20 protein-coding genes are annotated in these 20,804 nt (G+C 68.1%); 7 read left to right on the top strand and 13 right to left on the bottom strand.

Annotated features, from left to right (window positions below; genetic code table 11):
* Positions 1-80: 80 nt before the first annotated feature.
* Positions 81-1,226, bottom strand: a complete 1,146-nt coding sequence (locus H1343_RS15940; protein ID WP_185983809.1) for a zinc-dependent alcohol dehydrogenase family protein — start codon at positions 1,224-1,226, stop codon at positions 81-83.
* 141 nt (positions 1,227-1,367) lie between these two features.
* Positions 1,368-2,234 carry a LysR family transcriptional regulator gene (locus tag H1343_RS15935; protein WP_185985714.1) on the bottom strand — a complete coding sequence of 289 codons (867 nt, stop codon included), beginning with the start codon at positions 2,232-2,234 and terminating at the stop codon, positions 1,368-1,370.
* Between the two features lie 168 nt (positions 2,235-2,402).
* Here H1343_RS15935 and ampC point away from each other — a divergent pair, with 168 nt between their 5' ends.
* Positions 2,403-3,548, top strand: coding sequence for a class C beta-lactamase (ampC, locus tag H1343_RS15930; protein ID WP_185983808.1), 1,146 nt, complete (start codon positions 2,403-2,405; stop codon positions 3,546-3,548).
* Between the two features lie 98 nt (positions 3,549-3,646).
* On the opposite strand, the gene H1343_RS15925 is transcribed toward ampC, so the two are convergent.
* Positions 3,647-4,171: a DUF992 domain-containing protein gene (locus H1343_RS15925; RefSeq protein WP_185983807.1), complete on the bottom strand. Its 525-nt coding sequence runs from the start codon at positions 4,169-4,171 to the stop codon at positions 3,647-3,649.
* A 470-nt stretch (positions 4,172-4,641) separates the two neighbouring features.
* Between H1343_RS15925 and H1343_RS15920 the strand changes: the two genes are divergently transcribed.
* Together H1343_RS15920 and H1343_RS15915 are read left to right on the top strand one after the other, a co-directional pair.
* Positions 4,642-5,706 (top strand): sugar phosphate isomerase/epimerase family protein, encoded by a 1,065-nt coding sequence (locus H1343_RS15920; RefSeq protein ID WP_185983806.1) that lies wholly within the window; start codon positions 4,642-4,644, stop codon positions 5,704-5,706.
* On the top strand, positions 5,706-6,887 hold the full coding sequence (locus tag H1343_RS15915) for a Gfo/Idh/MocA family protein (RefSeq protein WP_185983805.1): 1,182 nt from the start codon (positions 5,706-5,708) through the stop codon (positions 6,885-6,887). The genes H1343_RS15920 and H1343_RS15915 overlap by 1 nt, the downstream gene beginning before the upstream one ends.
* A 39-nt stretch (positions 6,888-6,926) precedes the next feature.
* Here the strand turns inward: H1343_RS15915 and H1343_RS15910 are convergent, their stop codons facing one another.
* The 9 genes from H1343_RS15910 to H1343_RS15870 form a co-directional block, all read right to left on the bottom strand.
* Complete coding sequence (locus H1343_RS15910; protein ID WP_185983804.1) at positions 6,927-7,964, bottom strand: glycosyltransferase family 4 protein; 1,038 nt, start codon at positions 7,962-7,964, stop codon at positions 6,927-6,929.
* The gene (locus H1343_RS15905) at positions 7,964-8,809 is read right to left on the bottom strand and encodes a UDP-2,3-diacylglucosamine diphosphatase (protein ID WP_185983803.1); all 846 of its coding nucleotides are present in this window, start codon (positions 8,807-8,809) and stop codon (positions 7,964-7,966) included. The genes H1343_RS15910 and H1343_RS15905 overlap by 1 nt, the downstream gene beginning before the upstream one ends.
* Positions 8,810-8,884: 75 nt before the next feature.
* Positions 8,885-10,114 (bottom strand): amidohydrolase family protein, encoded by a 1,230-nt coding sequence (locus H1343_RS15900; RefSeq protein ID WP_185983802.1) that lies wholly within the window; start codon positions 10,112-10,114, stop codon positions 8,885-8,887.
* 5 nt (positions 10,115-10,119) lie between these two features.
* A complete protein-coding gene (locus H1343_RS15895; protein ID WP_185985713.1) occupies positions 10,120-10,941 on the bottom strand; it encodes a GNAT family N-acetyltransferase in 822 nt (273 codons plus the stop codon).
* Between the two features lie 26 nt (positions 10,942-10,967).
* Positions 10,968-11,669: an aspartate/glutamate racemase family protein gene (locus H1343_RS15890; protein WP_185983801.1), complete on the bottom strand. Its 702-nt coding sequence runs from the start codon at positions 11,667-11,669 to the stop codon at positions 10,968-10,970.
* A 14-nt stretch (positions 11,670-11,683) separates the two neighbouring features.
* Complete coding sequence (locus H1343_RS15885; protein WP_185983800.1) at positions 11,684-12,592, bottom strand: ABC transporter permease; 909 nt, start codon at positions 12,590-12,592, stop codon at positions 11,684-11,686.
* Positions 12,593-12,596: 4 nt separating this feature from the next.
* On the bottom strand, positions 12,597-13,565 hold the full coding sequence (locus H1343_RS15880) for an ABC transporter permease (RefSeq protein WP_185983799.1): 969 nt from the start codon (positions 13,563-13,565) through the stop codon (positions 12,597-12,599).
* Complete coding sequence (locus tag H1343_RS15875; protein WP_185983798.1) at positions 13,555-14,841, bottom strand: ABC transporter substrate-binding protein; 1,287 nt, start codon at positions 14,839-14,841, stop codon at positions 13,555-13,557. The genes H1343_RS15880 and H1343_RS15875 overlap by 11 nt, the downstream gene beginning before the upstream one ends.
* 25 nt (positions 14,842-14,866) lie before the next feature.
* Entirely contained in the window at positions 14,867-15,874 is a 1,008-nt protein-coding gene (locus tag H1343_RS15870) for an ABC transporter ATP-binding protein (RefSeq protein WP_246333158.1), read from the bottom strand.
* A 318-nt stretch (positions 15,875-16,192) separates the two neighbouring features.
* Between H1343_RS15870 and H1343_RS15865 the strand changes: the two genes are divergently transcribed.
* Genes H1343_RS15865 through H1343_RS15855 form a run of 3 tightly spaced genes read left to right on the top strand, consistent with a single transcriptional unit; the run spans position 16,193 to position 18,217 of the window.
* Complete coding sequence (locus tag H1343_RS15865) at positions 16,193-16,534, top strand: nuclear transport factor 2-like protein (protein ID WP_246333637.1); 342 nt, start codon at positions 16,193-16,195, stop codon at positions 16,532-16,534.
* Positions 16,504-17,229 (top strand): GntR family transcriptional regulator, encoded by a 726-nt coding sequence (locus tag H1343_RS15860; protein ID WP_185983795.1) that lies wholly within the window; start codon positions 16,504-16,506, stop codon positions 17,227-17,229. Before H1343_RS15865 ends, H1343_RS15860 begins: the two co-directional genes overlap by 31 nt.
* A 52-nt stretch (positions 17,230-17,281) precedes the next feature.
* Positions 17,282-18,217 (top strand): AEC family transporter, encoded by a 936-nt coding sequence (locus H1343_RS15855; RefSeq protein WP_185983794.1) that lies wholly within the window; start codon positions 17,282-17,284, stop codon positions 18,215-18,217.
* On the opposite strand, the gene glpD is transcribed toward H1343_RS15855, so the two are convergent.
* Positions 18,162-19,745: a glycerol-3-phosphate dehydrogenase gene (gene glpD / locus H1343_RS15850; protein ID WP_185983793.1), complete on the bottom strand. Its 1,584-nt coding sequence runs from the start codon at positions 19,743-19,745 to the stop codon at positions 18,162-18,164. The two genes, H1343_RS15855 and glpD, sit on opposite strands and share 56 nt — an antisense overlap.
* A 195-nt stretch (positions 19,746-19,940) precedes the next feature.
* Here glpD and H1343_RS15845 point away from each other — a divergent pair, with 195 nt between their 5' ends.
* On the top strand, positions 19,941-20,804 hold the full coding sequence (locus tag H1343_RS15845; protein ID WP_246333157.1) for an NAD(P)-dependent oxidoreductase: 864 nt from the start codon (positions 19,941-19,943) through the stop codon (positions 20,802-20,804).

The raw sequence follows: 20,804 nt of genomic DNA, 5'->3' as shown, positions 1-20,804 counted from the left end.
TGCGGCAGGTCCCGTCGCTCAACCGGTTTTCACGGCGGGCCGTGATGGGTCCACTTTGACGGGTTCGCCATTCGGCGCGGCTATGTCGTGCGGGGCCCGTCTTCCATCCCCACGACCAGACGCACGACAGAGCCCTCGTGAAGGCGGTCGAAGCCTTCATTGATCTCGTCGAGCGTGATCACGCCGGAGCCGAGGCGGTCGACCGGCAACCGCCCCTGCTTGTAGAGCGCGACGTAGCGGGGAATGTCGCGGACAGGCACGCATGTGCCGATGTAGCTGCCTCTCACGGTTCGCTCTTCGGCGACGAGGTTGACGATGTTCACGGGCAGCGTCGCGTCGGGCGCCGGCAGGCCGGCGGTGATCGTGGTGCCGCCGCGGCGTGTCATGCGATAGGCCGCCTCCAGCGCGCGGGCCGAACCGGCGAACTCGAAGGCGAAATCCGCGCCGCCCTCCGTCATCGCGCGCACCGCCTCGACCGCATCTGCGCGTGTCGCGAGCACCGTGTCGGTCGCTCCGAGTTCGCGTGCGATTCGCAGCTTCTCCTCCGACAAGTCCACCGCGACCACGCGCGAGGCCCCCGAAGCGACGGCGCCGAGAACGGCCGCGAGGCCGACGCCGCCCAGCCCGATCACCGCCGCTGACTGACCGAGCTGGAGCTTGGCCGTGTTGACGACGGCGCCGACGCCTGTCAGCACCGCGCAGCCGAACAGCGCGGCCACCTCGAAGGGCAGGTCCTTGTCGACCTTCACCACCGAGCGGCGGGAGACGACGGCGTGGTCGGCGAAGGCCGAGCATCCGATATGGTGATGCACTTCGCGGCCGTGCTCGCGCAGACGGATGGACCCCGAAAGCAGCGTGCCCCTGCCGTTGGCCTCCGCGCCCGGTTCGCAGAGCGCCGGCCGCCCCTGCGAGCAGGGCAGGCAGTGGCCACAACTCGGCATGAAGACGAGCACGACATGATCGCCCACCTGCAAATCCGTTACGCCTTCGCCGAGCGCCGTGATCTCGCCGGCCGCCTCGTGGCCGAGAGCCATGGGCATCGGCCGGGGGCGCGTGCCGTTGATCACCGAAAGGTCCGAGTGGCACAAGCCCGCCGCGCGGATGCGCAGAAGGACCTCTCCGGGGCCCGGCGCCTGGAGATCCAGCGTCTCGATGGAGAGAGGGCGGCTCTGCGCGAAGGGGTGCGCCGCGCCCATTTCCCGAAGCACGGCCGAACGAATTTTCATTGCTATACCCTCCTCCCGGGTGCCGTCATCTCCGCGTAATGCCGGCTCTCCTCCCCTGCCGGTGATCCGGCCCGCACATCTTCGGCCGAAGTCGCCCTTGCGCGCAAATCCAAAACGCCCGTTCGGGGCGAGGCACCCCGATCAGGTCTCCTGAAGCCAGTGCGCGAAGGCCAGCATCGCCGCCGTCTCGGGCCGCGATTGCAGGCGCACCAGCCAATAGGAGCCGAGCGTCACAGTGGTCGCGAAGGGTTGAACGACCGTCTCCTCGCCGAGTTGGCGAGCGAACATGGATGGCGGAGCGAGCGCGACGCCCGCGCCCTGGATCGCGGCCTCCATCATTGCCAGCGAGGAATCGAACACGATCGAGCGTGGGAGGCGCCGCGGCTCTTCGACCCCGGCCTGCGCGAACCAGCGCGCCCATTCGTCCGCGCGATATGAACGCAGCAGCGTCTCGGCGAGAAGGTCTTCGGGCGCAGCCAAGCGGCGCGCGATGCGCGGCAGGCAGATCGGCGACAGCGCGGCCTCCATCAACGGGCGCGCCTCCATTCCGTGCCAGGCGCCGCCGCCGAACCGGATCGCGAAATCGAGGCCTTCCGCCGCGACGTCCACCCGGTTGTTGTTGGTCGAGAGCCGGAGGTCGACGAAAGGATGGCGAGCCTGGAAGTCGGGCAAGCGTGGCAGCAACCAGCCGACGGCGAAGGTGCCGACGGCGCCGACCCGCAGAATTTCGCGCGTGCGTCCGCCCTCGAAGCGCTCCAGCGTCGTGCCGATGCGGTCGAAGGCCTCGCGCACCGCCGGCAGCAGCGTTTCGCCCTCGCGCGTCAGCATGAGGCCACGAGGCAGGCGTTCGAAGAGCGAGACACCCAGGGAAGCCTCCAGTGAGCGCACCTGATGGCTGACGGCGGCCTGCGTGACGAAGAGTTCGATCGCCGCTTTCGTGAAGCTCAGATGGCGCGCCGACGCCTCGAAGGCGCGCAGCGCTGTCAAAGGAAGATGCGGACGGACCACCCGGTAGAGCCTCAAATTTTTCTTGCGACAGCGGCGAGAATTGGTCGTTTGCCGGCTTGAGCGCCGCTTGGCTATAGACAGGCTGTGCCAAAACGAAAGCGCAGCAAAGGCCGGCGGGAGGGGTTTGCTCCCGCTTTGTGGACCCTTGCCCGACATCAGGGAACCATCATGAGCCCCGCAATCAAATTCGCGGCATCCTCGCTCGCACTCGCAATGACGCTGGCAAGCGCACCGGCGTGGGCGCAGGGCGGCCCGCATCTCGAAGCGGTCGTCGATGCGGCGATCGAGCCGGTGATGACTGAGCACGACGTTCCGGGCATGGCGGTCGCCGTCCTGTCCGGCGGCGAGGTGCGCTTCTTCAACTACGGTGTCACTGCCCCAGAGGGCGAGGAGCCGGTGAGCCAGAATACGATCTTCGAGGTCGGTTCGGTCAGCAAGCTCTTCACCGCCACCCTTGCGGCCTACGCAGAGGAGAGAGGACGTCTCGCTTTAGCCGACAGCGCCGCTCAGCATATGCCACAGATCGAGGGCAGCGCGATCGGCACGGCGAGCCTCGACCAGCTCGGCACCTACGCGGCCGGCGGCCTGCCGCTGCAGTTTCCCGACGAGGTGACGGGCGAGGATGGTCTCGTCGCCTTCTACAGGAATTTCGACCCGCCCTTCGAGGCCGGCTCCCACCGGCTCTACTCCAATCCGAGCATCGGTCTTCTCGGATATCTGACGGCCCGCGCTCTAGGCGAGCGCTTCGACATGGCAATGGAGCGCACGCTCATGCCAGCCTTCGGTCTCGCCGATACTTTCGTGCGCGTGCCGCAGGCTCGCATGGGCGAATATGCGTGGGGCACCTCGCGCGACGGTCAGGCCATCCGGGTGACGCCGGGCGCGCTGGACTCGGAAGCCTACGGCATCAAGACGACGGCGGCTGATCTCGCCCGGTTCGTGGCCGCGCAGATGGAGGGCACGGGGCTCGATACCGACTGGCAGGCGGCTGTGCGCGAGACCCGGCGCGGGCGTTACACCGTCGGTCCGATGACACAGGCGCTCGGTTGGGAGCGCTACGACGACGCGGAAGACCTCGACGCGCTGCTCGAAGGCAATTCCACCGAGATGGCCTTGGAGCCGCAGGAAATCGCTGCTCCTGCCGAGGCTCCCGCCGAGGCGTTCTTCAACAAGACAGGATCGACCGGTGGTTTCGGCGCTTATGTCGCGATGGTGCCGGCGCGAGGTGTCGCGGTCGTCATGCTCGCCAATCGCAACTATCCGAACGCGAGCCGTGTCGAGGCGGCCCACGCGATCCTTGGGCACTTGGACTGAGGGCGCGCAAAGCGGCGAGCGATGTCCGCAGAGTTTCCCCATGAGAAGGGCCGCACGCATGGCTGCGTGCGGCCCTGTTTCTATGGAAGGTCTTTCGATCAGACGGCCGGCGTCAGTGTCACCGAGGTGCCCGTTGCCGCAGCGTTCAGGCCGATCTGCCCGCTGAGGCTCACGGTCTGGAGCTGGATCGAACCGGCCGTACCGCCGACGAGGATGTTGGCACCTGCACCGGCGCCGAGCGTCGCCTCGACCGTCGCGCCCTGATAGACACCGCCGAGCGAGCCAAGATGATAGCCGGCCGTCGGCGCCAGCACAGCCCAGACCAGCTGACCGCGCGTGGTGAAGCCGAGATCGACGCCCATCTTGCGCATGACGCCGGTGTAGACCTCCGTCGTCTGCGCGCCCACCGTCGACTGGAACACGCAATCGAGTGTCTTGGCAGAACCGAGGACGTAGCCGACACCCCCACCGATATCGCACGTCATGTAGCCGATGCGCACGCCGTCACGCTCCTGAACCAGCGGAACAGCCTCGACGGGCTCGTAGACAGGCATATCGGCGGCCTGTGCGACGTTGGCGCCGATCATGGCGGTTACCAGAGCCGTGGCAAAAACTCGTTTCATGGTGGTCTCCTTTACTTCTGCCGGCTTTCGATCGGACGCAATTCGGTCCCCCTCGGCAACACCGGTATGGGTTCGTTAACGTTTGCGTCCGCCAAACGATCCATCCCCCGACGAAATCGTTCCGCGACACGACAGGAACGCGTGGGCCATGAACCCTTTCGGTTCCCGCATATCTTTCGGGACGCAGCAGGTTTCGCCGGTCGCGGCGCCGGTCAGCCTTTGTGAACGGCCGCTCAACCGCTGTCCTATCTTCTCCGCGGGTGTGCTGAGCCTGAGGCCGCGTCTCGAAGCTTGGAGGCCGATCGTCTCTAGCCATGGCGCGCATGAGCGTGCATCCTCCGCGGGCGGTCGGGAGGCCGCGACCGCGATCGGCCTACAGGTGCGATGCGCGGACGGAGGAGGGGGAGCGACGCCTCGCAGGTCCGCATGGGCGCGCGGCGCTCCAGACGTTGCAAGGGAGGTCGCGCGACGTGAAGACCATCAAGGGGCCGGGGATCTTTCTGGCGCAGTTTGCCGGCGATGAGGCACCGTTCAACTCTTTCGACGCGATCTGCGCGTGGGTCGCCTCGCTCGGCTACGAGGGCGTACAGATTCCCACCTGGGACGCGCGGCTGTTCGACCTGAAGCGCGCTTCCGAATCGAAGGACTACTGCGACGAGATCGCCGGCATCGCCGCCGGCCATGGGCTGACGATCACCGAGCTTTCCACCCACCTGCAGGGCCAGCTCGTCGCCGTGCATCCGGCCTACGACATCGCCTTCGACGGTTTCACCGATGCCTCGGTGCGCGGCGACCCGAAGGCGCGCCAGGAATGGGCGGTCGATCAGGTGCGCCGGGCCCTTACGGCCTCGCGCCATTTCGGTCTCAAGGCCCACGCGACCTTTTCCGGCTCGCTCGCCTGGCCCTACGTCTATCCCTGGCCGCAGCGCCCGGCCGGCCTCGTCGAGGCCGCGTTCGACGAACTCGCGAAGCGCTGGCGGCCGATCCTCGACCACGCCGAGGAGATGGGCGTCGACATCGCCTACGAGATCCATCCGGGCGAGGATCTGCACGACGGCATTTCCTACGAGATGTTCCTGGAGCGCGTCGGCGGGCACGCGCGCGCCAACCTTCTCTACGATCCTTCCCACTTCGTGCTGCAGCAGCTCGACTATCTCGCCTATATCGACATCTACCACGAGCGCATCCGTGCCTTCCACGTGAAGGACGCAGAGTTCAACCCGACCGGGCGTCAGGGCGTCTATGGCGGGTTCCAGTCCTGGGTCGACCGCGCCGGGCGCTTTCGCTCGCTCGGCGACGGGCAGGTGGATTTCGGCGCCGTCTTCTCCAAGCTCACGCAATACGGCTTCGACGGCTGGGCGGTGCTCGAATGGGAATGCGCGATCAAGCATCCCGAGCAGGGCGCCGCGGAAGGCGCGCCCTTCATCGCGGCGCATCTCATCCGCACGACCGAACGCGCCTTTGACGACTTCGCCGGGGCCGGCACGGACGATGCGGCTAATCGCACGATGCTTGGCCTCGGGGAGGGCGCGTGATGACGATCGAAGCGAACGAGAACGCCGTGAGGGTCGGTGGCGGGCGCATCCGGCTCGGCATGGTGGGCGGCGGGCAGGGCGCCTTCATCGGTGCTGTCCACCGTATCGCCGCGCGGCTCGACGGTCATTACGAACTCGTCGCGGGGGCGCTGTCCTCCGATGCCGAACGAGCGCGTGCCTCGGCCGCCGAACTGCGCATCGCGCCCGAACGCGCCTACACCTCCTTCGAGGAGATGGCACGGGCCGAGGCCGCGCGGCCGGACGGGATCGAGGCGGTGTCGATCGTCACGCCGAACCATCTCCACGCACCGGCCGCCAGAGCCTTCCTGGAGGCGGGCATCCACGTCATCTGTGACAAGCCGCTCTCGATGAACGTCGCGGAGGCGCAGGACCTCGTCGCCCTTCGGGAGCGCACGGGCCGCATCTTCGCGGTGACCCACAACTACACGGGCTACCCGATGGTGCGGCAGGCGCGTGCGATGGTGGAGGCGGGCGAACTCGGCGCGCTGCGTCTCGTGCAGGTCGAGTACCCCCAGGACTGGCTGAGCGAGCGGGTGGAGGCGGCGGGCTCCAAACAGGCCGAGTGGCGCACCGATCCCGCGCGCTCGGGCGCAGGCGGGTGCATCGGCGACATCGGCACCCATGCCTACAACCTCGCCGCCTTCGTTACCGGGCTGCGCGCGCGCGAGCTTCTGGCCGACCTCTCGACCTTCGTGGAGGGGCGCCAGCTCGACGACGATGTGCAGATCATGCTGCGCTACGAGGGCGGTGCGAAGGGCCTCTTGTGGGCGAGCCAGGTCGCGGTCGGCAACGAGAACGGGCTGAAGCTGCGCGTCTACGGCGAGAAGGGCGGGCTCGAATGGCTGCAGGCCGAGCCGAACGCGCTCTGGTTCACGCGGCTCGGCGAGCCGAAGCAGCTTCTGACGCGCGCCGGCGCCGGTGCTTGGCCGCAGGCCGCGCGCGTGAGCCGCATCCCGAGCGGCCATCCGGAGGGCTACCTGGAAGGCTTTGCGACGATCTACACAGAGGTCGCGGCCGCGATCCTCGCCGCGCGGGACGGCGGCGATCCTGAAGCCGGCGTGATCTTCCCCACCGTGGAGGACGGGCTCGACGGAATGCGTTTCATCGAGGCCGCCGTCCGCTCGTCGAAGGACGGAAACGTCTGGGCGCGGCTCGAATAAGGGCGCGACGCGGGCCCGCCGTCCGCTTCGCGATCCTCGTCAGGCAGCCCGTGCGCTATGCATCGTGCGCGGGGCAGCGGCGACGACGGACTCGACCGTCTGCAGGAAAATATCGACGCTGCGGTCCCAGCCGTAGGCGGCCGAGCGCTCGAGCGCTGCCCCACGCGGCAGGGTGAGCGCGCCGAGCGCGGCGGCGCGAAGGTCCTCCGAAATGACCCCCGCCTGCGTGCCGGCCAGGACCTCGGTCGGTCCCGGCTCGGGATAGGCGGCCACGGGCGTGCCGCAGGCCAGCGCCTCCAGGATCACGAGGCCGAACGTGTCGGTGCGCGAGGGGAAGACGAAGGCGTCGGCCGTCGAATAATAGCGCGCCAGCGCCTCACCGGTCTGCGCGCCGGCGAAGTGGACATCCGGGTAGCGCCGGATCAGCGCCTTCAGGTCCGGGCCGTCGCCGACCACGAGCTTGGAGCCTGGCAGGTCGAGGTCAAGAAAGGCCGGGATGTTCTTCTCGGGCGCGATGCGCGAGACGGTCAGGAAGATCGGCCGCGGCAGGTCGAGCAGGATCGGATCGAGAGGCCGGAAGAGCGAGCGGTCGACGCCGCGCGTCCATGTCGTGACATTGCGGAAGCCGCGCAGCGTCAATTCGCGGCGCATCGTCTCGTTCGGCACGAGGCAGGCCGAGCCTGCATTGTGGAACCAGCGAAGCGCGGAATAGGTCAGCCGCTCGGGCACCGGCGCGCGCTGGCGCAGATATTCGGGGAAGCGCGTGTGGAAGCTCGTCGTGAAGGAGAGCCCGCGGCGCAGGGCGAGCCTGCGCATCTGCAGGCCGATCGGGCCTTCGGTCGCGATGTGGACGGCGTCCGGCTGGAATTCGTCGACGATCGCCTGCAGGCGACCCGGCCGCGGCACCGCGAGGCGGATTTCGGCATAGCTCGGGCACGGGACGGTGCGGAAGTCGGCTGGCGAGACGGTGCGCACGGCGATGCCGCGCTCACGCAGATCGTCCGAGAGGCTTGAGAGCGTGCGCACGACGCCGTTCACCTGGGGGAACCAGGCGTCGGTCGCAAGCAGGATGCGCATCAGGCGGCCTCCGCCACGACGTGCGGAAGGCTGAGACGCTTATCGCCGTCGCCCGAGCCCGGAATGCGTACGGGCACGATGTCCGTCCAGGTCAGGAGCTCCAGCGAGCCGTCGGCGTTCTCGGCCACCGCCGTGCAGCTTTCCACCCAGTCGCCGGTGTTGACGTAGACGAAGTCGCGCCCGTCCGCCGGGTCGATGCGGGCATGATGGATGTGGCCGCAGATCACCCCGTCGCATTCACGCCGGCGCGCCTCGGCCGAGAGCGCGTCCTCGAACGCGCCGATGAAGGAGACGGCGTTCTTCACCTTCAGCTTGGCCCAGGCCGAGAGCGACCAGTAGGGCATGCCGAGGCGGCGGCGCACGCGGTTGAGGAGGAGGTTCAGCGCGATCGCGGCATCGTAGGACCAGTCGCCCAGATAGGCGATGATGCGCGCGTGGCGCACGACCACGTCGTATTCGTCGCCGTGGGTGACGAGGTAGCGGCGCCCGTCCGCACCGACATGCACGTCGTTCTGCCGCACTTCCACGCCGCCGAAGTGTTCGCCGGGGAATTCGCGCAGGAACTCGTCGTGATTGCCGGGGATGTAGATGATCTCGGCGCCCTTGCGCGCCTTCTTCAGGAGCGCCTGTACAACGTCGTTGTGCGACTGTGGCCAGTGCCAGGACCGGCGAAGCCGCCAGCCGTCCACGATGTCGCCGACGAGGTAGATTGTGTCGGCGTCGTGATGGGCAAGGAAGTCAACGAGTTGAGCGGCTTGCGCCGCACGCGACCCCAGATGAATATCGGAAAGAAACAGGGTGCGAAACCTTCGTGGCGCGAAGGATATGCGAGTGTGCGCGGTCATCGATCCCTCCGACGCCGTTCCCTATGCGCGCTGTTTGCCCGATTCGCATTGCAACTCGATGACGGTTGCCGCGTTCTACTGCGTTTCGCCTTCGAACAGGCGCGGCAGCGCGTGCTCGAACGTCCTGCGCCCAGCCTTGAAGCCCAGCATCGGCTGGGCGATGCGCCGCACCGCGTCGGCGCCGGAAGCGGCGTCAAGGACGAGAAGGTCCGCCGGCGCACCCACCTCGATGCGGGCCTCGTGCCCGATCAGCCGCGCCGCATCGGCCTCGATCATCGAGAATGCGCGCGACAGCGCGTCTGGGGTGGAGAGCTGTGCGACGTTGGCGAAGAGGTTCGCCATGCGAAGGAGCGAGGCGTCGCCATAGGGCGTGAACGGGTTCAGGACGTTGTTGGTGGCGATCGCCGTCAGGATGCCCGCCTCCGCCAACCGGTCGGCCGGCGCCACGCCGCGCGGCACGAGCCGGTCGGACCCGCGTCCGTTGAGGAACAGGTCCGTCGCCGGAAGGACGACGACCGCAATGCCTGCCTCGCGGAGGCGGCGCGCGATCGCTTCGACAGCATCCGGCGCAATCGCTGAGATCTTGGTGGCGTGGCCGACGCTGACGCGCCCGCCCAGGCCGCGTACCTCCACCGCGGCAATCAGCGCGGGCAGGTCTGAGCTTTCGGGATCGAGATCGAAGTCGATGTGGAAGTCCGCCGGCACGCCGAAACGTTCGGCGAGATCGAGGACCAGCGCGATGTGCCGCGCCGGGTCGGGGTCCTGATAGGGGCAGCCGCCGACGCTCGTCGCGCCGCCACGCAAAGCCGATTCCAGCAGCGCGTGCGTCTCCATCTCCTGCGTCAGCCCCTCCTGCGCGAAGGCGCAGAGGTCGATGTCGAGCGCGTGTGCGTAGCGCGCCTTCACTGCCAATAGCGCCTCGAAGGAGCGCAGGCCCGCTCGCGGATCGGTCTCGACGAAGGAGCGCATGCGCATCGTGCCGTGGCCGATCGCGCGCTCGACGACGCTCGATGCGCGCTCGAACACGTCTTCGACAGTGAACTTAGCTTTGGCGGCGGCGGTGAGTGCGACGGCTTCGGCGAGCGTGCCGTCACAGATCTGGCAGCGCTCAAGGATGCACGCCTTATCGAGATGGATATGCGCGTCGGTGAAGCCCTGGCAGACGAAGCGTCCGCCGGCGTCGTCCTCCGGCGGGCCGGGCGGAAGCGCGGGCTCGATCGCGGCGATCCGCCCGCTCGCGATGCCGATGTCGACGATGTCTTCGCGACCGTCCAGTTTCGCGCCGCGCAGGATGCGGTCGAACATCACCGCTACCCGAGCTCGAAGCTGGTCAGGCCGAAAATCTCGGCAAGCGGCAGATCGGGCGCCTTCCCGCGATACATGCGGGCGGTCTCGAAGACGGGAACGAGCCCGTGGCGCTCGGCCAGCGAGAGCGCGGCCGCGTTCGGCTCGGGCACGTCGAGTATGACGGTCGCGTCGTGCGGCATCGCGTGTATGAGGCCGAGGAACAGTGCCTCCGCGATCTCGGCCGAAGCCGCGAAGAGCGGGCCGATCTTGAAACCCTCCCGGCAGGGACGCGAGACGCCGAAGCCGGAAAGGCCAGGAGGTGCATCGACGGCAAGGGCGTGGTGGCCGGGCAGGCTTGTCCACGCCGTGAGAAAGGCAGGGCGCGGCGCGCCGAAGCACCGGCGGTCGAGCGCCGCGAGGGCTGGCGCATCGACGTCCGTCAGGGCGCTCGCAGCAGGGCCGGTCGTTGCCCGCCGCTTCGCGACACCCGAGAAACGCACATTGCGATGGGCGAGGGCAAAGCCCGACCGCGCGTAATTCGTCTGCTGGGCGACGACGCCGTCGAGCCCGACGGTGCGCGGTCCGGCGTGGGCCATACCGGCTTGCCAGAGCGCCCGGCCGATGCCTCGTCCGCGCCGGTCGGGCCGTGCGATGTAGAGGCCAAGAAAGGCGAAGCTCTCGTCGTAGTTGACGACGGAGATCGCCGCGACCGGCTCGCCATCCTCCACGGCGACGAGGAAACCCTCCGGGTCGGCGAGGCGAAAGGCTTGCGCGTCAGACAGACCCGGATTCCAGCCTTCCGCTGCCGCCCAGTCCACGACGGTCGTAAGGTCGCGCTCGGTCATCACGCGAATGACGGGCGTCTCCACGCTCACTCCTTGGGGCGGGGCGGCGCGTAGCCGCCGCGCTTCGAGGTGCGTAGCCCGAGGGTCGCCAGTGTCTCGGCGAGCTTCACGGCCGCGGAGACGCCCTCGACGACGGGCAGGCCATGGCGGCCCGACAGTTCGACGGCGAAATCGGCCATGCCGGCGCAGCCGAGGACGATCGCCTCGGCGCCATCCTGCGCGATGGCGATCTCGATCTCTTCCGAGATGCGGCGCGTTGCTGCCTCCGGGTCGGCCTCGATGGCCAGCACGGGCACGTCGCTCGCGCGCACCGAGGCGCAGCTTTCCCACAGGCCGTTGCGCTTGAGGTTGTCGGTGAGGATCGGCACCGAGCAGGCGAGCGTCGTGACGACCGAGAAGCGCCGCGCGAGAAGGCTCGCCAGATGCGCGGCCGCCTCGCCGATGCCGATGACGGGCTTTTCGGCCAGCGAGCGCGCGGCGTCGAGCCCCGTGTCGTCGAAGCAGGCGATGACATGGGCGTCGGCCCCGTCCGCCTCGGCCCGCGCGATGGCGTCCAGAAGGCCGGGCACCGCCCACGCCCCGTCGACGTGACCTTCGATGGAAGGCGGCCCGCTTTTATTGGTGACGGCGAGGATGCGCGTGCCGGGTGCGCACGCCCGCTCGGCGGCCTCGGCGATCGTGCGCGTCATCGAGGCGGTGGCGTTGGGATTGACGATCGAGATGAGCATGCGGTTTTCGCAGTTCATTCGCCCTTGGGCATCGCGGCGCGCGCGCGCCGGCTGCGCTGGACGAGGGCGAAGAGCCCGAGCGTGCCAAAGATCACCGTGAAGGAGACCGCCGTGACGGATGTGCCGAGCGCGTAGATTTCCGGCGTCGTCACCGTCGTCGTCGCGGCGGCGAGTTCCAAGGGCAGCGTGTTGGTGGAGCCCATCGTTTGGCTGGAGCGCGCCACCTCGTCGAAGGAGAGCGTGAAGCCGAAGAGGGAAATGCCGATGAGCGAAGGCGCGATCATCGGCAGGAGGACGTGGCGGAAACTCTGCCACGAGGTGGCGCCGAGGTCGCGCGCGGCTTCCTCGTAGGCCGGGTTCAGCCGGTTGAGGACGGCGAACATGATGAGGAGGCCGAAGGGCAGCGTCCAGGAGAGGTGCGCGCCGAGCCCGGACGTGAAGAGGCCGAGCGAGTTGCCGCCCGCCAGATGCTGAAGGCCGATAGAGGTCAGCACGGAGCGCAGGAGGTCGTCGAGGATGCGGAACTCCAGCGCGATGCCGAGCGAGACGACGATGGAGGGCACGATCAGGCTGGCGATGGCGACGTAGAAGAGGAGCGTCGCACCACGGAACCCGCGCCGGAAGGCAAGGCCCGCGAGCACCGAGATCACCACCGTCGAGACCATGACCACGGCGCCGAGCGCCAGCGAGCGCCGGAAGGCGACCCCGATGTCGATCGTGCCGCGCCCGCTCCAAAGGCGTTCGAACCAGTAGGTCGAGACGCCGTTCATCGGAAAGGTGAGCCCGCCCTGCGGCCCCTGGAAGGAGAGGGTGAGGATCGTCACCACAGGCCCGTAGAGGAACAGGACGAAGAGCGCGAAGAAGGCGGCCAGCGCGTAGAAGGAGCGCGGGCGTTTCTCTTCGCGCGGAGCGGTGCGGGTCATCGCTCTAAAGCTCCTTGCGGATGTCGACGAGGCGCAGCATGCCCCAGACGGTCATCAGGACGACGATCAGGAGCAGGACTGCGTTCGCGGCGGCGATCGGGAACTGCAGGAAATTGATCTGCGTCTGGATCACCTTGCCGACCGAGGCGATCTGCTGGCCGCCCATGATGCCGATGGTGATGTAGTCGCCCGTGACGATGGTGACGACGAAGATCGAGCCGATCAGGATGCCGGGCTTGGCGAGCGGGATGACGACGTTCCACAGCGTCTGCCAACCGGATGCGCCGGCGTCGAGCGCGGCCTCCATCAGCGAGCGGTCGATGCGCATCATCGAGTTGAAGATAGGCACCACCATGAACAGCGTGTAGAGGTGGACGAGCGCCAGCGCGACGGAGAAATCCGAGTAGAGCAGCCAGTCGATCGGCTGGCTGGTGATGCCCAACGACTGAAGCGTCTGGTTGACGAGGCCGTTGCGCCCCAGAAGCGGGATCCACGAGATCGTGCGGATGACGTTCGAGGTCCAGAACGGGATGGTGCAGACCATGAAGAGCGCGATCTGCATCGGCAGCGTGCGCACGTGGAAGGCCAGGAAATAGGCGACCGTGAAGCCGATCGCGAGCGTCGTCGCCCAGACGATCGCCACGAATTTCAGCGTCGAGAGATAGGTCGAGAAGGTCGTGCACAGGCGCGGCAGATTGGCGACGCAGCCGTAGAACACGTCGTAGTAATTGGTGCCGGTAAAGGCCGGCTCCATCGAGTAGCCGTTGTAGTTCCAGAACGAGACCGCGAAGGTCGCGCCGAGCGGCAGGACGAAGAAGACGAGGAAGACGAGCGCCAGCGGCGCCGCCTGCAGATAGGGCACGAAGGCCGGCGACCAACTCGTGCGCCGGCGCCGGGCATTGGCCCGCGCGGGCGCGGACGCCCCGGTCTGAACCGGGGCGCCTGCCGCTTGCGTGGCGAGATCAGGCCGCAATGAATTCGTTCCAGCGGCGGATCATATAGACGTTCTCGTCCATGACGGCGTTCCAGCAGGCGACGCGGCCCATGCGCTCCTCGTAGGAGCCGCCGTCGCGTGTAGCGCCGGCGCTTTCGAGAAGGCGTCCGTCCGGGGCCATGATGTCCTGCTCGGCCGCCGCGCCCTCGTACCAATAGGCCCACTCATAGGGCTCCAGCGCCTCGCGCGTCGTCTCGAGGACCGCCGGGTAGTAGCCCTGGCGCGAGAGGTAGGCGCCGGCCCAGCCGGAGAGGAACCAGTTGGCGAACTCGTAGGCGGCGTCCTTCTCGCGCTCGCCGATCGAGGTCGGCAGGCCGAAGCCGGAGGCCCAGGCGCGGTAGCCCTCCTTCAGCGGCTGGTAGCGGCACTGGATGCCTTGGGTGCGCACCGCAGTCACGGCCGGCGACCACATGGACTGGATCACCACCTCACCCGAAGCCATCAGGTTCACGGACTCGTTGAAGTCCGTCCAGAAGGCGCGGAACTGGCCGGCGCGCTTGGCCTCGATCAGCGCCTCGATCGTGGCGTCGATCTCCTCGCGCGTCATGTTGCCCTTGTCGCCGTAGGTCATGTCGCCGCGCGCCTCGAGCGCCATCGCCGCGTCCATGATGCCGATCGAGGGAATGTTGAGGATCGCGGCGCGCCCGGCATATTGCGGGTCGAGGAGCGCGGCCCAGGAATCGACCTCGCCTTCGATGAGGTCCGGGCGGATGCCCAGAGTGTCGGCGTTGTAGGTGGTGGGGATGAGCGTGAGGAAGCCGGTCTCCTCGGTGGCGAAGCTCGTCGCGCTCTCTTCGGGCAGATACAGCACTTCCGAAGGCGCCGTCCCGTCGAGGCCGACAGCCTGCCCGTTCACCGTCCCGTCGCGGATGACCGAGGCGATGGAGCCCGCGCGATCGATGCGCGAGGCGTCGAAGCCCATCAGATTGCCAGACGGCATCAGGTTCGGCAGCGCGAAATATTCGGTGTCGACGAGGTCGAACGAGCCCGGCTGCGTGACGACGCGGCGTGCGACGTCGTCGGTCGTGACGGTGATGTACTGGATGTTGATGCCGAGGTCTTCGGCGGCCTTGGCCGCTATGTCGGGCGCCTGGTTCACGGCCGTGGAGAGGTAGCGCAGCGTGACGCGCTCCTGCGCGATCGCCGGGAACCCCGTCACCTTGGTGACGAGCCCCGCGCCGGCGAGCGCGGCCGAGCCCTTCAGGATGTTGCGCCGCGTCAGCCCGCCGCGGCCGGTGTCGGAAGTCTTCGTCATCGCGCAGTTCTCCATCGATGGGGTTTCAGTGGGTGGTGGTGATGAGTTCGTGGCGGTCTTCGGGGCTCCACCCGAAGAGCACCGGATCGCCGAAGGCGAGGGGCGTGCGGTCGAAATCGCGGTCTGCGAGCGTGGCGGTCACTTCGCTGCCGTCGCTCGCGCGGAGGCCGAGATTGACGCTGCCGCCCTGATACTCGACCGTCTCGACCTTGCCGCTTGCCATCTCGTGCGCGGCCGTCGAGCCCGGCGCGGCGACCCGCACATGATCGGCGCGCACGGCAAAGGTGCGCCCGTCCTGCGAGACGATGTTGTGGCCGCCCATGAAGCGGGCGACGAAGGGCGTGCGCGGCGCGTTGAAGACCTCGCGCGGGGTGCCGACCTGCTCGATCCGCCCCTCGTTCATGACGACAACCATGTCGGCGAGCGCCATCGCCTCTTCCTGGCTGTGCGTCACGTGGACGAAGGAAATGCCGAACTCGCGCTGGTAGCGCTTCAGTTCGGTGCGCATGCGCACGCGCAGGAACGGATCGAGCGCCGACAGGGGTTCGTCGAGGAGGAGGACGGAGGGGCTCGTGACGAGCGCGCGAGCCAGGGCGACGCGCTGCTGCTGGCCGCCGGAAAGCTGCGCGGGCAGGCGTGTCGCGTAGCGGCCCATGTCGACGAGGGCGAGCATCTCGTCGGCGCGCTTCAGCCGCTCGGCTTTGGAGACGCCCGCCATCTTGAGCGAGAAGGCGACGTTGTTTCGCACGTCGAGATGAGGAAACAGTGCGTAGCTCTGGAACATCATCCCCGTGCCGCGCCTGGCGGGCGGCAGATCGTTGACCACCGTGTTGCCGATCATGATATCGCCGTCGGAGACGAATTCGTGCCCGGCGATCATGCGCAGGGTGGATGACTTGCCGCAGCCCGAGGGGCCAAGGAGGCAGCAGTAGGTGCCGGCGGGGATGCGCAGCGAGACGGCGTCCACCGCAACCGTGTTCCCGTAGAACTTGGTCGCGGCCGCAAGCTCAAGATCGGCGGCGTTCGACGGCAATGGCCTTCCTTCCCGTGGCAATGGTCCGACACGTCCTACGCAAGAACCGTGCCAGCTTGCTGCCAGCGCTCGGACAGGGAACGCCTTCGTTGAAACGAAGCGAGGATGCCGAATGCACAGGCGTATTGCTGCGAATTTATGCGCAGACATGGGCACGATTGCTGCGGATCGAGCATCCCAAGAGCATCGACTTGAGCGTTCAAAGTGCATACACTTTGGTAGGGAAACCGGAGGCCGATCATGGCGGATGTGTGCGGAGTGTCGAGCGAGCGGGGGCGCGCCGATCTGCGCGCGGTCGAGGTCTATCTGGACGCGACGATGGCCGGCGAGCCGGACCGGGCGCTCGCCGTCGTCGCGCCCGGCTTCGTCGCGCGCTTCACCGGCGGGCGCGAGTATGACAGCCCGGCCGGGCCGACCGGTTTCAACGCTGCGCGCTATTCGTGGGTGAAGAAGCGCATCGAGCGCTACGGCGTGATCGAAGCCGGCTCCCGGACGATCGTCTACAGTCTCGGCACGCTCTACGGGGCCTGGCCGGACGGCAAGCCGTTCGAGGGCAACCGCTACATCGACCGCTTCGTGGTGGAGGACGGGCTGATCCTCGAGACCGACGTGTGGAACGACAGCGCGGAATGGATCCTCGACCCGGCCTGCGCGCGGTGAGCGCGGCGGCCGACCTGCCGGACCGCGTGGCGCGCATCTGCGCGGTGATCCGCAAGGCGATCATCGAGCGGGCGCTTTCGCCGGGCGACAAGCTGCCGGAGGATTCACTGGGCGAGAGCTTCAGCGTCTCCCGCACCATCGCGCGTCAGGCGCTCGGCCAACTCGCCGCCGAAGGGCTCGTGGACCTTCGCCGCAACCGCATCGCGGTGGTCGCGACGCCGACACCCGAAGAGACGCGCGACACGTTCGAGATCCGCGCGGCGCTGGAGGAGATCGTCGCCCGGCACCTCGCCGGTAAGCTCGGCGCGCGCGAGATTGAAACCCTGCGCGCGCATGTGGCCGCGCAGGACGAGGCCGAGGCGGCGGGTTCGCCCTCCGGCATTCGTCTGGCGACGGAATTCCACGTGCTCCTGGCTTCGATGGCGGCCCGCCCCGTTCTGCATCGCTATGTCAGCGAGGTCGCCTATCGCAGCGGGCTGGCGCTTTCTGCCTACGGTCGCCCGCATTCGACCGAATGCGCCATCGCGGAGCACCGCTCGATCGTCGACGCGCTGGAGGCGGGCGATGCCGATGCGGCGGGCCGGGCGATGGCCCATCACCTCGACGCCGTCGTCGAGCGGGCGCTGACCTTTCCGCCCGAGAGCGGCAACCGCAACCTCGCCGAGATTCTGGCGCCGTTCCTGGCGAGCGGTTGACAGTGGTCGCGAGGGCATGTCGCGAGGCATCTTCACGTCTTGAGGCGGCGCCATGAGCACCGCGATCGTCCTCGCCGTCCTGCCGATCGCGATCCTGATCCTTCTCGGGTTCGAGATGCGCCGCCGCGGCTTCCTCGCGGAGGCGTTCTGGCCGATGGCCGAGAGGCTCTGCTACTACGTGCTGCTGCCCGCGCTCTTCATCCACGGCCTTTCGAGCGCCGATCTCGCCGGCGTTCCCGTGGCCGGGCTCGTCGCCGCGATCGTCGGCTCGACCGTCTCGGTGGCGCTGCTCCTCATCGCGACGGAGCGCTTCTTCGGGCTCGACGGGCCGGGCTTCACCTCGCTGTTCCAAGGCGGCATCCGCTTCAACAACTACATCGGGCTGACCGCGGCGCTCGCGCTCTTCGGGCCGGGCGCGCTCGGTCTTGCGGCCGTGGCGAACGCCACCATCGTGCCGATGGTCAACGTGCTCGTCGTCCTCGCTTTCGCCCGTTACGGATCGGGCAAAGGCGGGCTCGCGGGCATCCTTCGCGCCATCGCCCTCAATCCGCTGATCCTCGGCTGCGCCATCGGCATCGCGCTTCAGCTCGCGGGCCTGCCGCTGCCGCCCGGGCTGGAGGGTGCGGCGCGCGCGCTCGGCCAGGCTTCGCTGCCAATCGGGCTCCTGTGCGTCGGAGCGGCTCTGGATGTGAAGGTTCTGGGCTCGCGGCTCGCTCCGGCCATCACGGCGAGCATCGTCAAGCTCGTCGTCATGCCGCTCGCAGCAGTGCTCGCCTGCCTCGCACTCGACCTCGACGGGCGCGTGGCGATGATCGTGCTGCTGTTTCAGGCGCTGCCGACGGCCTCTTCGTCCTACGTGATGGCGCGGCTCATGGGCGGCGACGCACCGCTGATGGCGGGCATCGTCGCCCTGCAGACGCTGTTGGCGGTAGTCACGCTGCCGGCGATGCTGCTCCTCGGCCTGCAACTCTTCGACCCGGCACTCTGATCTTGGACGCCAGGCGGGGCGCAGCCTCGACCGGCGGCTCCATGCCGAGCCGCTCGCTCATCCAGCTGTCCAGCGCCTCGGCTTCCTCGCGCGAAAACCGCAGGCCGAGCTTGGAGCGCCGCCACAGAACGTCGTCGGCGCTGCGCGCCCATTCCTCGCGCATCAGCCAGTTGACCTCGGCCTCGAAGAGATCGGCGCCGAAATGGTGACCGAGCCCGCCCGGTGACGAGACGATCGAAGCCGCGTCCGTGCCGTAGGCGCGCACGAGGCGGGCGGCGGCTGTGGGCGAAAGCTCGGGCGCGATGTCCTGGAGCCGGGCGGCCAGCCCCTCGGCCTCCTCCGGGGTGAAATCCCCACCGGGCAGGGGCGCCTCGCCCGTCCAGGGTTCGCTGCCGCGCTCGAGGACCTCCTCGATCTGTTCCATTGCCTCCTCGGCCAGCCGCCGATAGGTCGTGATCTTGCCGCCGAAGACGTCGAGGACGCCGACGCCGCTCTCCTGCCCGAGCTTCAGGACGTAGTCGCGCGTCGCTTCCTGTGCTTTCGAGGCATGATCGTCGAAAAGCGGGCGCACGCCCGCGAAGCTCCAGACGATGTCTTCGCGCGCGATCGGCGTCTTCAGGTAATCGCCGACGGCTGCAATAAGGTAGTCGGTTTCCTCCTCGCTGATCGCGGCGCTCGCCGGGTCGCCGTCGAAGTCGCGGTCCGTGGTGCCGATCAGCGTGAAATCGTCTTCGTAGGGGATGGTGAAGACGATGCGCCCGTCGCCGTTCTGGAAGATGTAGGCGCGGTCGTGCTCGTAAAGTTTGCGCGTGACGATGTGCGAGCCCTGTACGAGGCGCACATTGTGAGCCTGTCCGTTGCCTCGCGCCCGGATCAGCCCGTCGACCCAGGGGCCGGCGGCGTTGACGAGGAAGCGCGCCCGCACGCGATGGCGCGCTCCGTCCTCCATGTTGTCCAGTTCGATCGCCCATCCCTCCGGGGTGGGACGGCAGGAGACGACCCGCGTGCGCACGAGAATGTCCGCGTCGCGCGCGCTCGCATCGCGCGCATTGAGAACGACGAGGCGAGTATCGTCGACGCGCGCGTCCGAATATTCGAAGCCGCGTGTGAATTCGGGCCTCAGCGGCGCGCCGAGCGGGCCGGACAGGTCGACGCTGCGCGTGGCGGGAAGATCCCTGCGACCCCCAAGATGGTCGTAGAGGAAGAGGCCGAGGCGCAGCAGCCATGCAGGGCGCAGGCCCGAATGGTGCGGCAGCACGAAGCGCAGCGGCCGCACGACATGCGGGGCGAGCCGCCACAGCACCTCGCGTTCGATCAAGGCCTCGCGCACGAGGCGGAACTCGCGGTGTTCCAGGTAGCGGAGGCCGCCGTGAATGAGCTTGGTGGACCAGGACGAGGTGCCGCTGCCGAGATCGTTCATCTCCGCCAGGCCGACATGGAACCCGCGCCCCGCCGCATCGCGCGCGATGCCACAGCCGTTGATGCCGCCGCCGATGATGAAAATGTCGTAGAGACGCGAAGCGTTCATGCCATGCTCTGCCTGGACTTGGGGGAGGCGAAGGGGCGAAGCCACAAACTGCGCCGATCAGACCCTCTTGGACAATCTATGTGAAGGGCAAAAGACGATGTCACGCGTGTGATGGCCTCGGGGCAGCACTGGCCTTGCCATCGCCGCTCCGGCCAGCCAAACCGGGAAAGGCATCGCAAACGGAGGGATTGCACGATGGCGAAGGTCGCGTTTCTGGGCCTCGGCGTGATGGGCGCGCCGATGGCGCGGCATCTGGCGCGCAAGGGCCACGACGTCACCGTCTACAACCGCACGGCCGAAAAGGCTGCAGACTGGGTCGCGGACAATGGCGGCGCCCATGCGCCGACACCGCGTGAGGCGGCCAAGGGTGCCGAGGTCGTCTTCGCCTGCGTCGGCAATGACGACGATCTGCGCTCGGTGGTGCTCGGGGACGACGGCGCCTTCGCCGGCATGGAGCCCGGGGCGATCTTCGTCGATCACACCACCGCCTCGGCCGAAGTCGCGCGCGAACTGTCCGCTGAGGCCGAAGAGCGCGGCTTCGGCTTCGTGGATGCGCCGGTATCCGGCGGGCAGGCCGGCGCCGAGAACGGCGTCCTCACTGTCATGTGCGGCGGCGACGAGGCGACGTACGCCAAGGTCGAGGACGTGGTGATGAGCTACGCGCGCTCCTGTCGCCTGCTCGGTCCCGCCGGCTCGGGGCAGCTCGCGAAGATGGTCAACCAGATCTGTATCGCGGGGCTGGTTCAGAGCCTGGCGGAAGGCGTCGCCTTCGCGCAGAAGGCCGGGCTCGACGTCGAGGCGCTGCTTGAGGTCATCTCCAAGGGCGCGGCCGGCTCCTGGCAGATGGAGAACCGCGGCAAGACGATGAACGAGGGCAAGTTCGACTTCGGCTTCGCGGTCGACTGGATGCGCAAGGACCTGTCGATCTGCCTCGCCGAGGCGCGGCGCAACGGCGCCAGTCTGCCCGTCACCGCCCTCGTCGACCAGTTCTACGCCGACGTCCAGAAGGCTGGCGGCAGCCGCTGGGACACCTCCTCGCTGTTGACGCGCCTGAGGTGA

This window comes from Aureimonas mangrovi, assembly GCF_014058705.1.
GTDB classification, from domain to species: Bacteria; Pseudomonadota; Alphaproteobacteria; order Rhizobiales; family Rhizobiaceae; genus Aureimonas; species Aureimonas mangrovi.
This window is presented reverse-complemented; position numbering and strand designations above follow the sequence as displayed.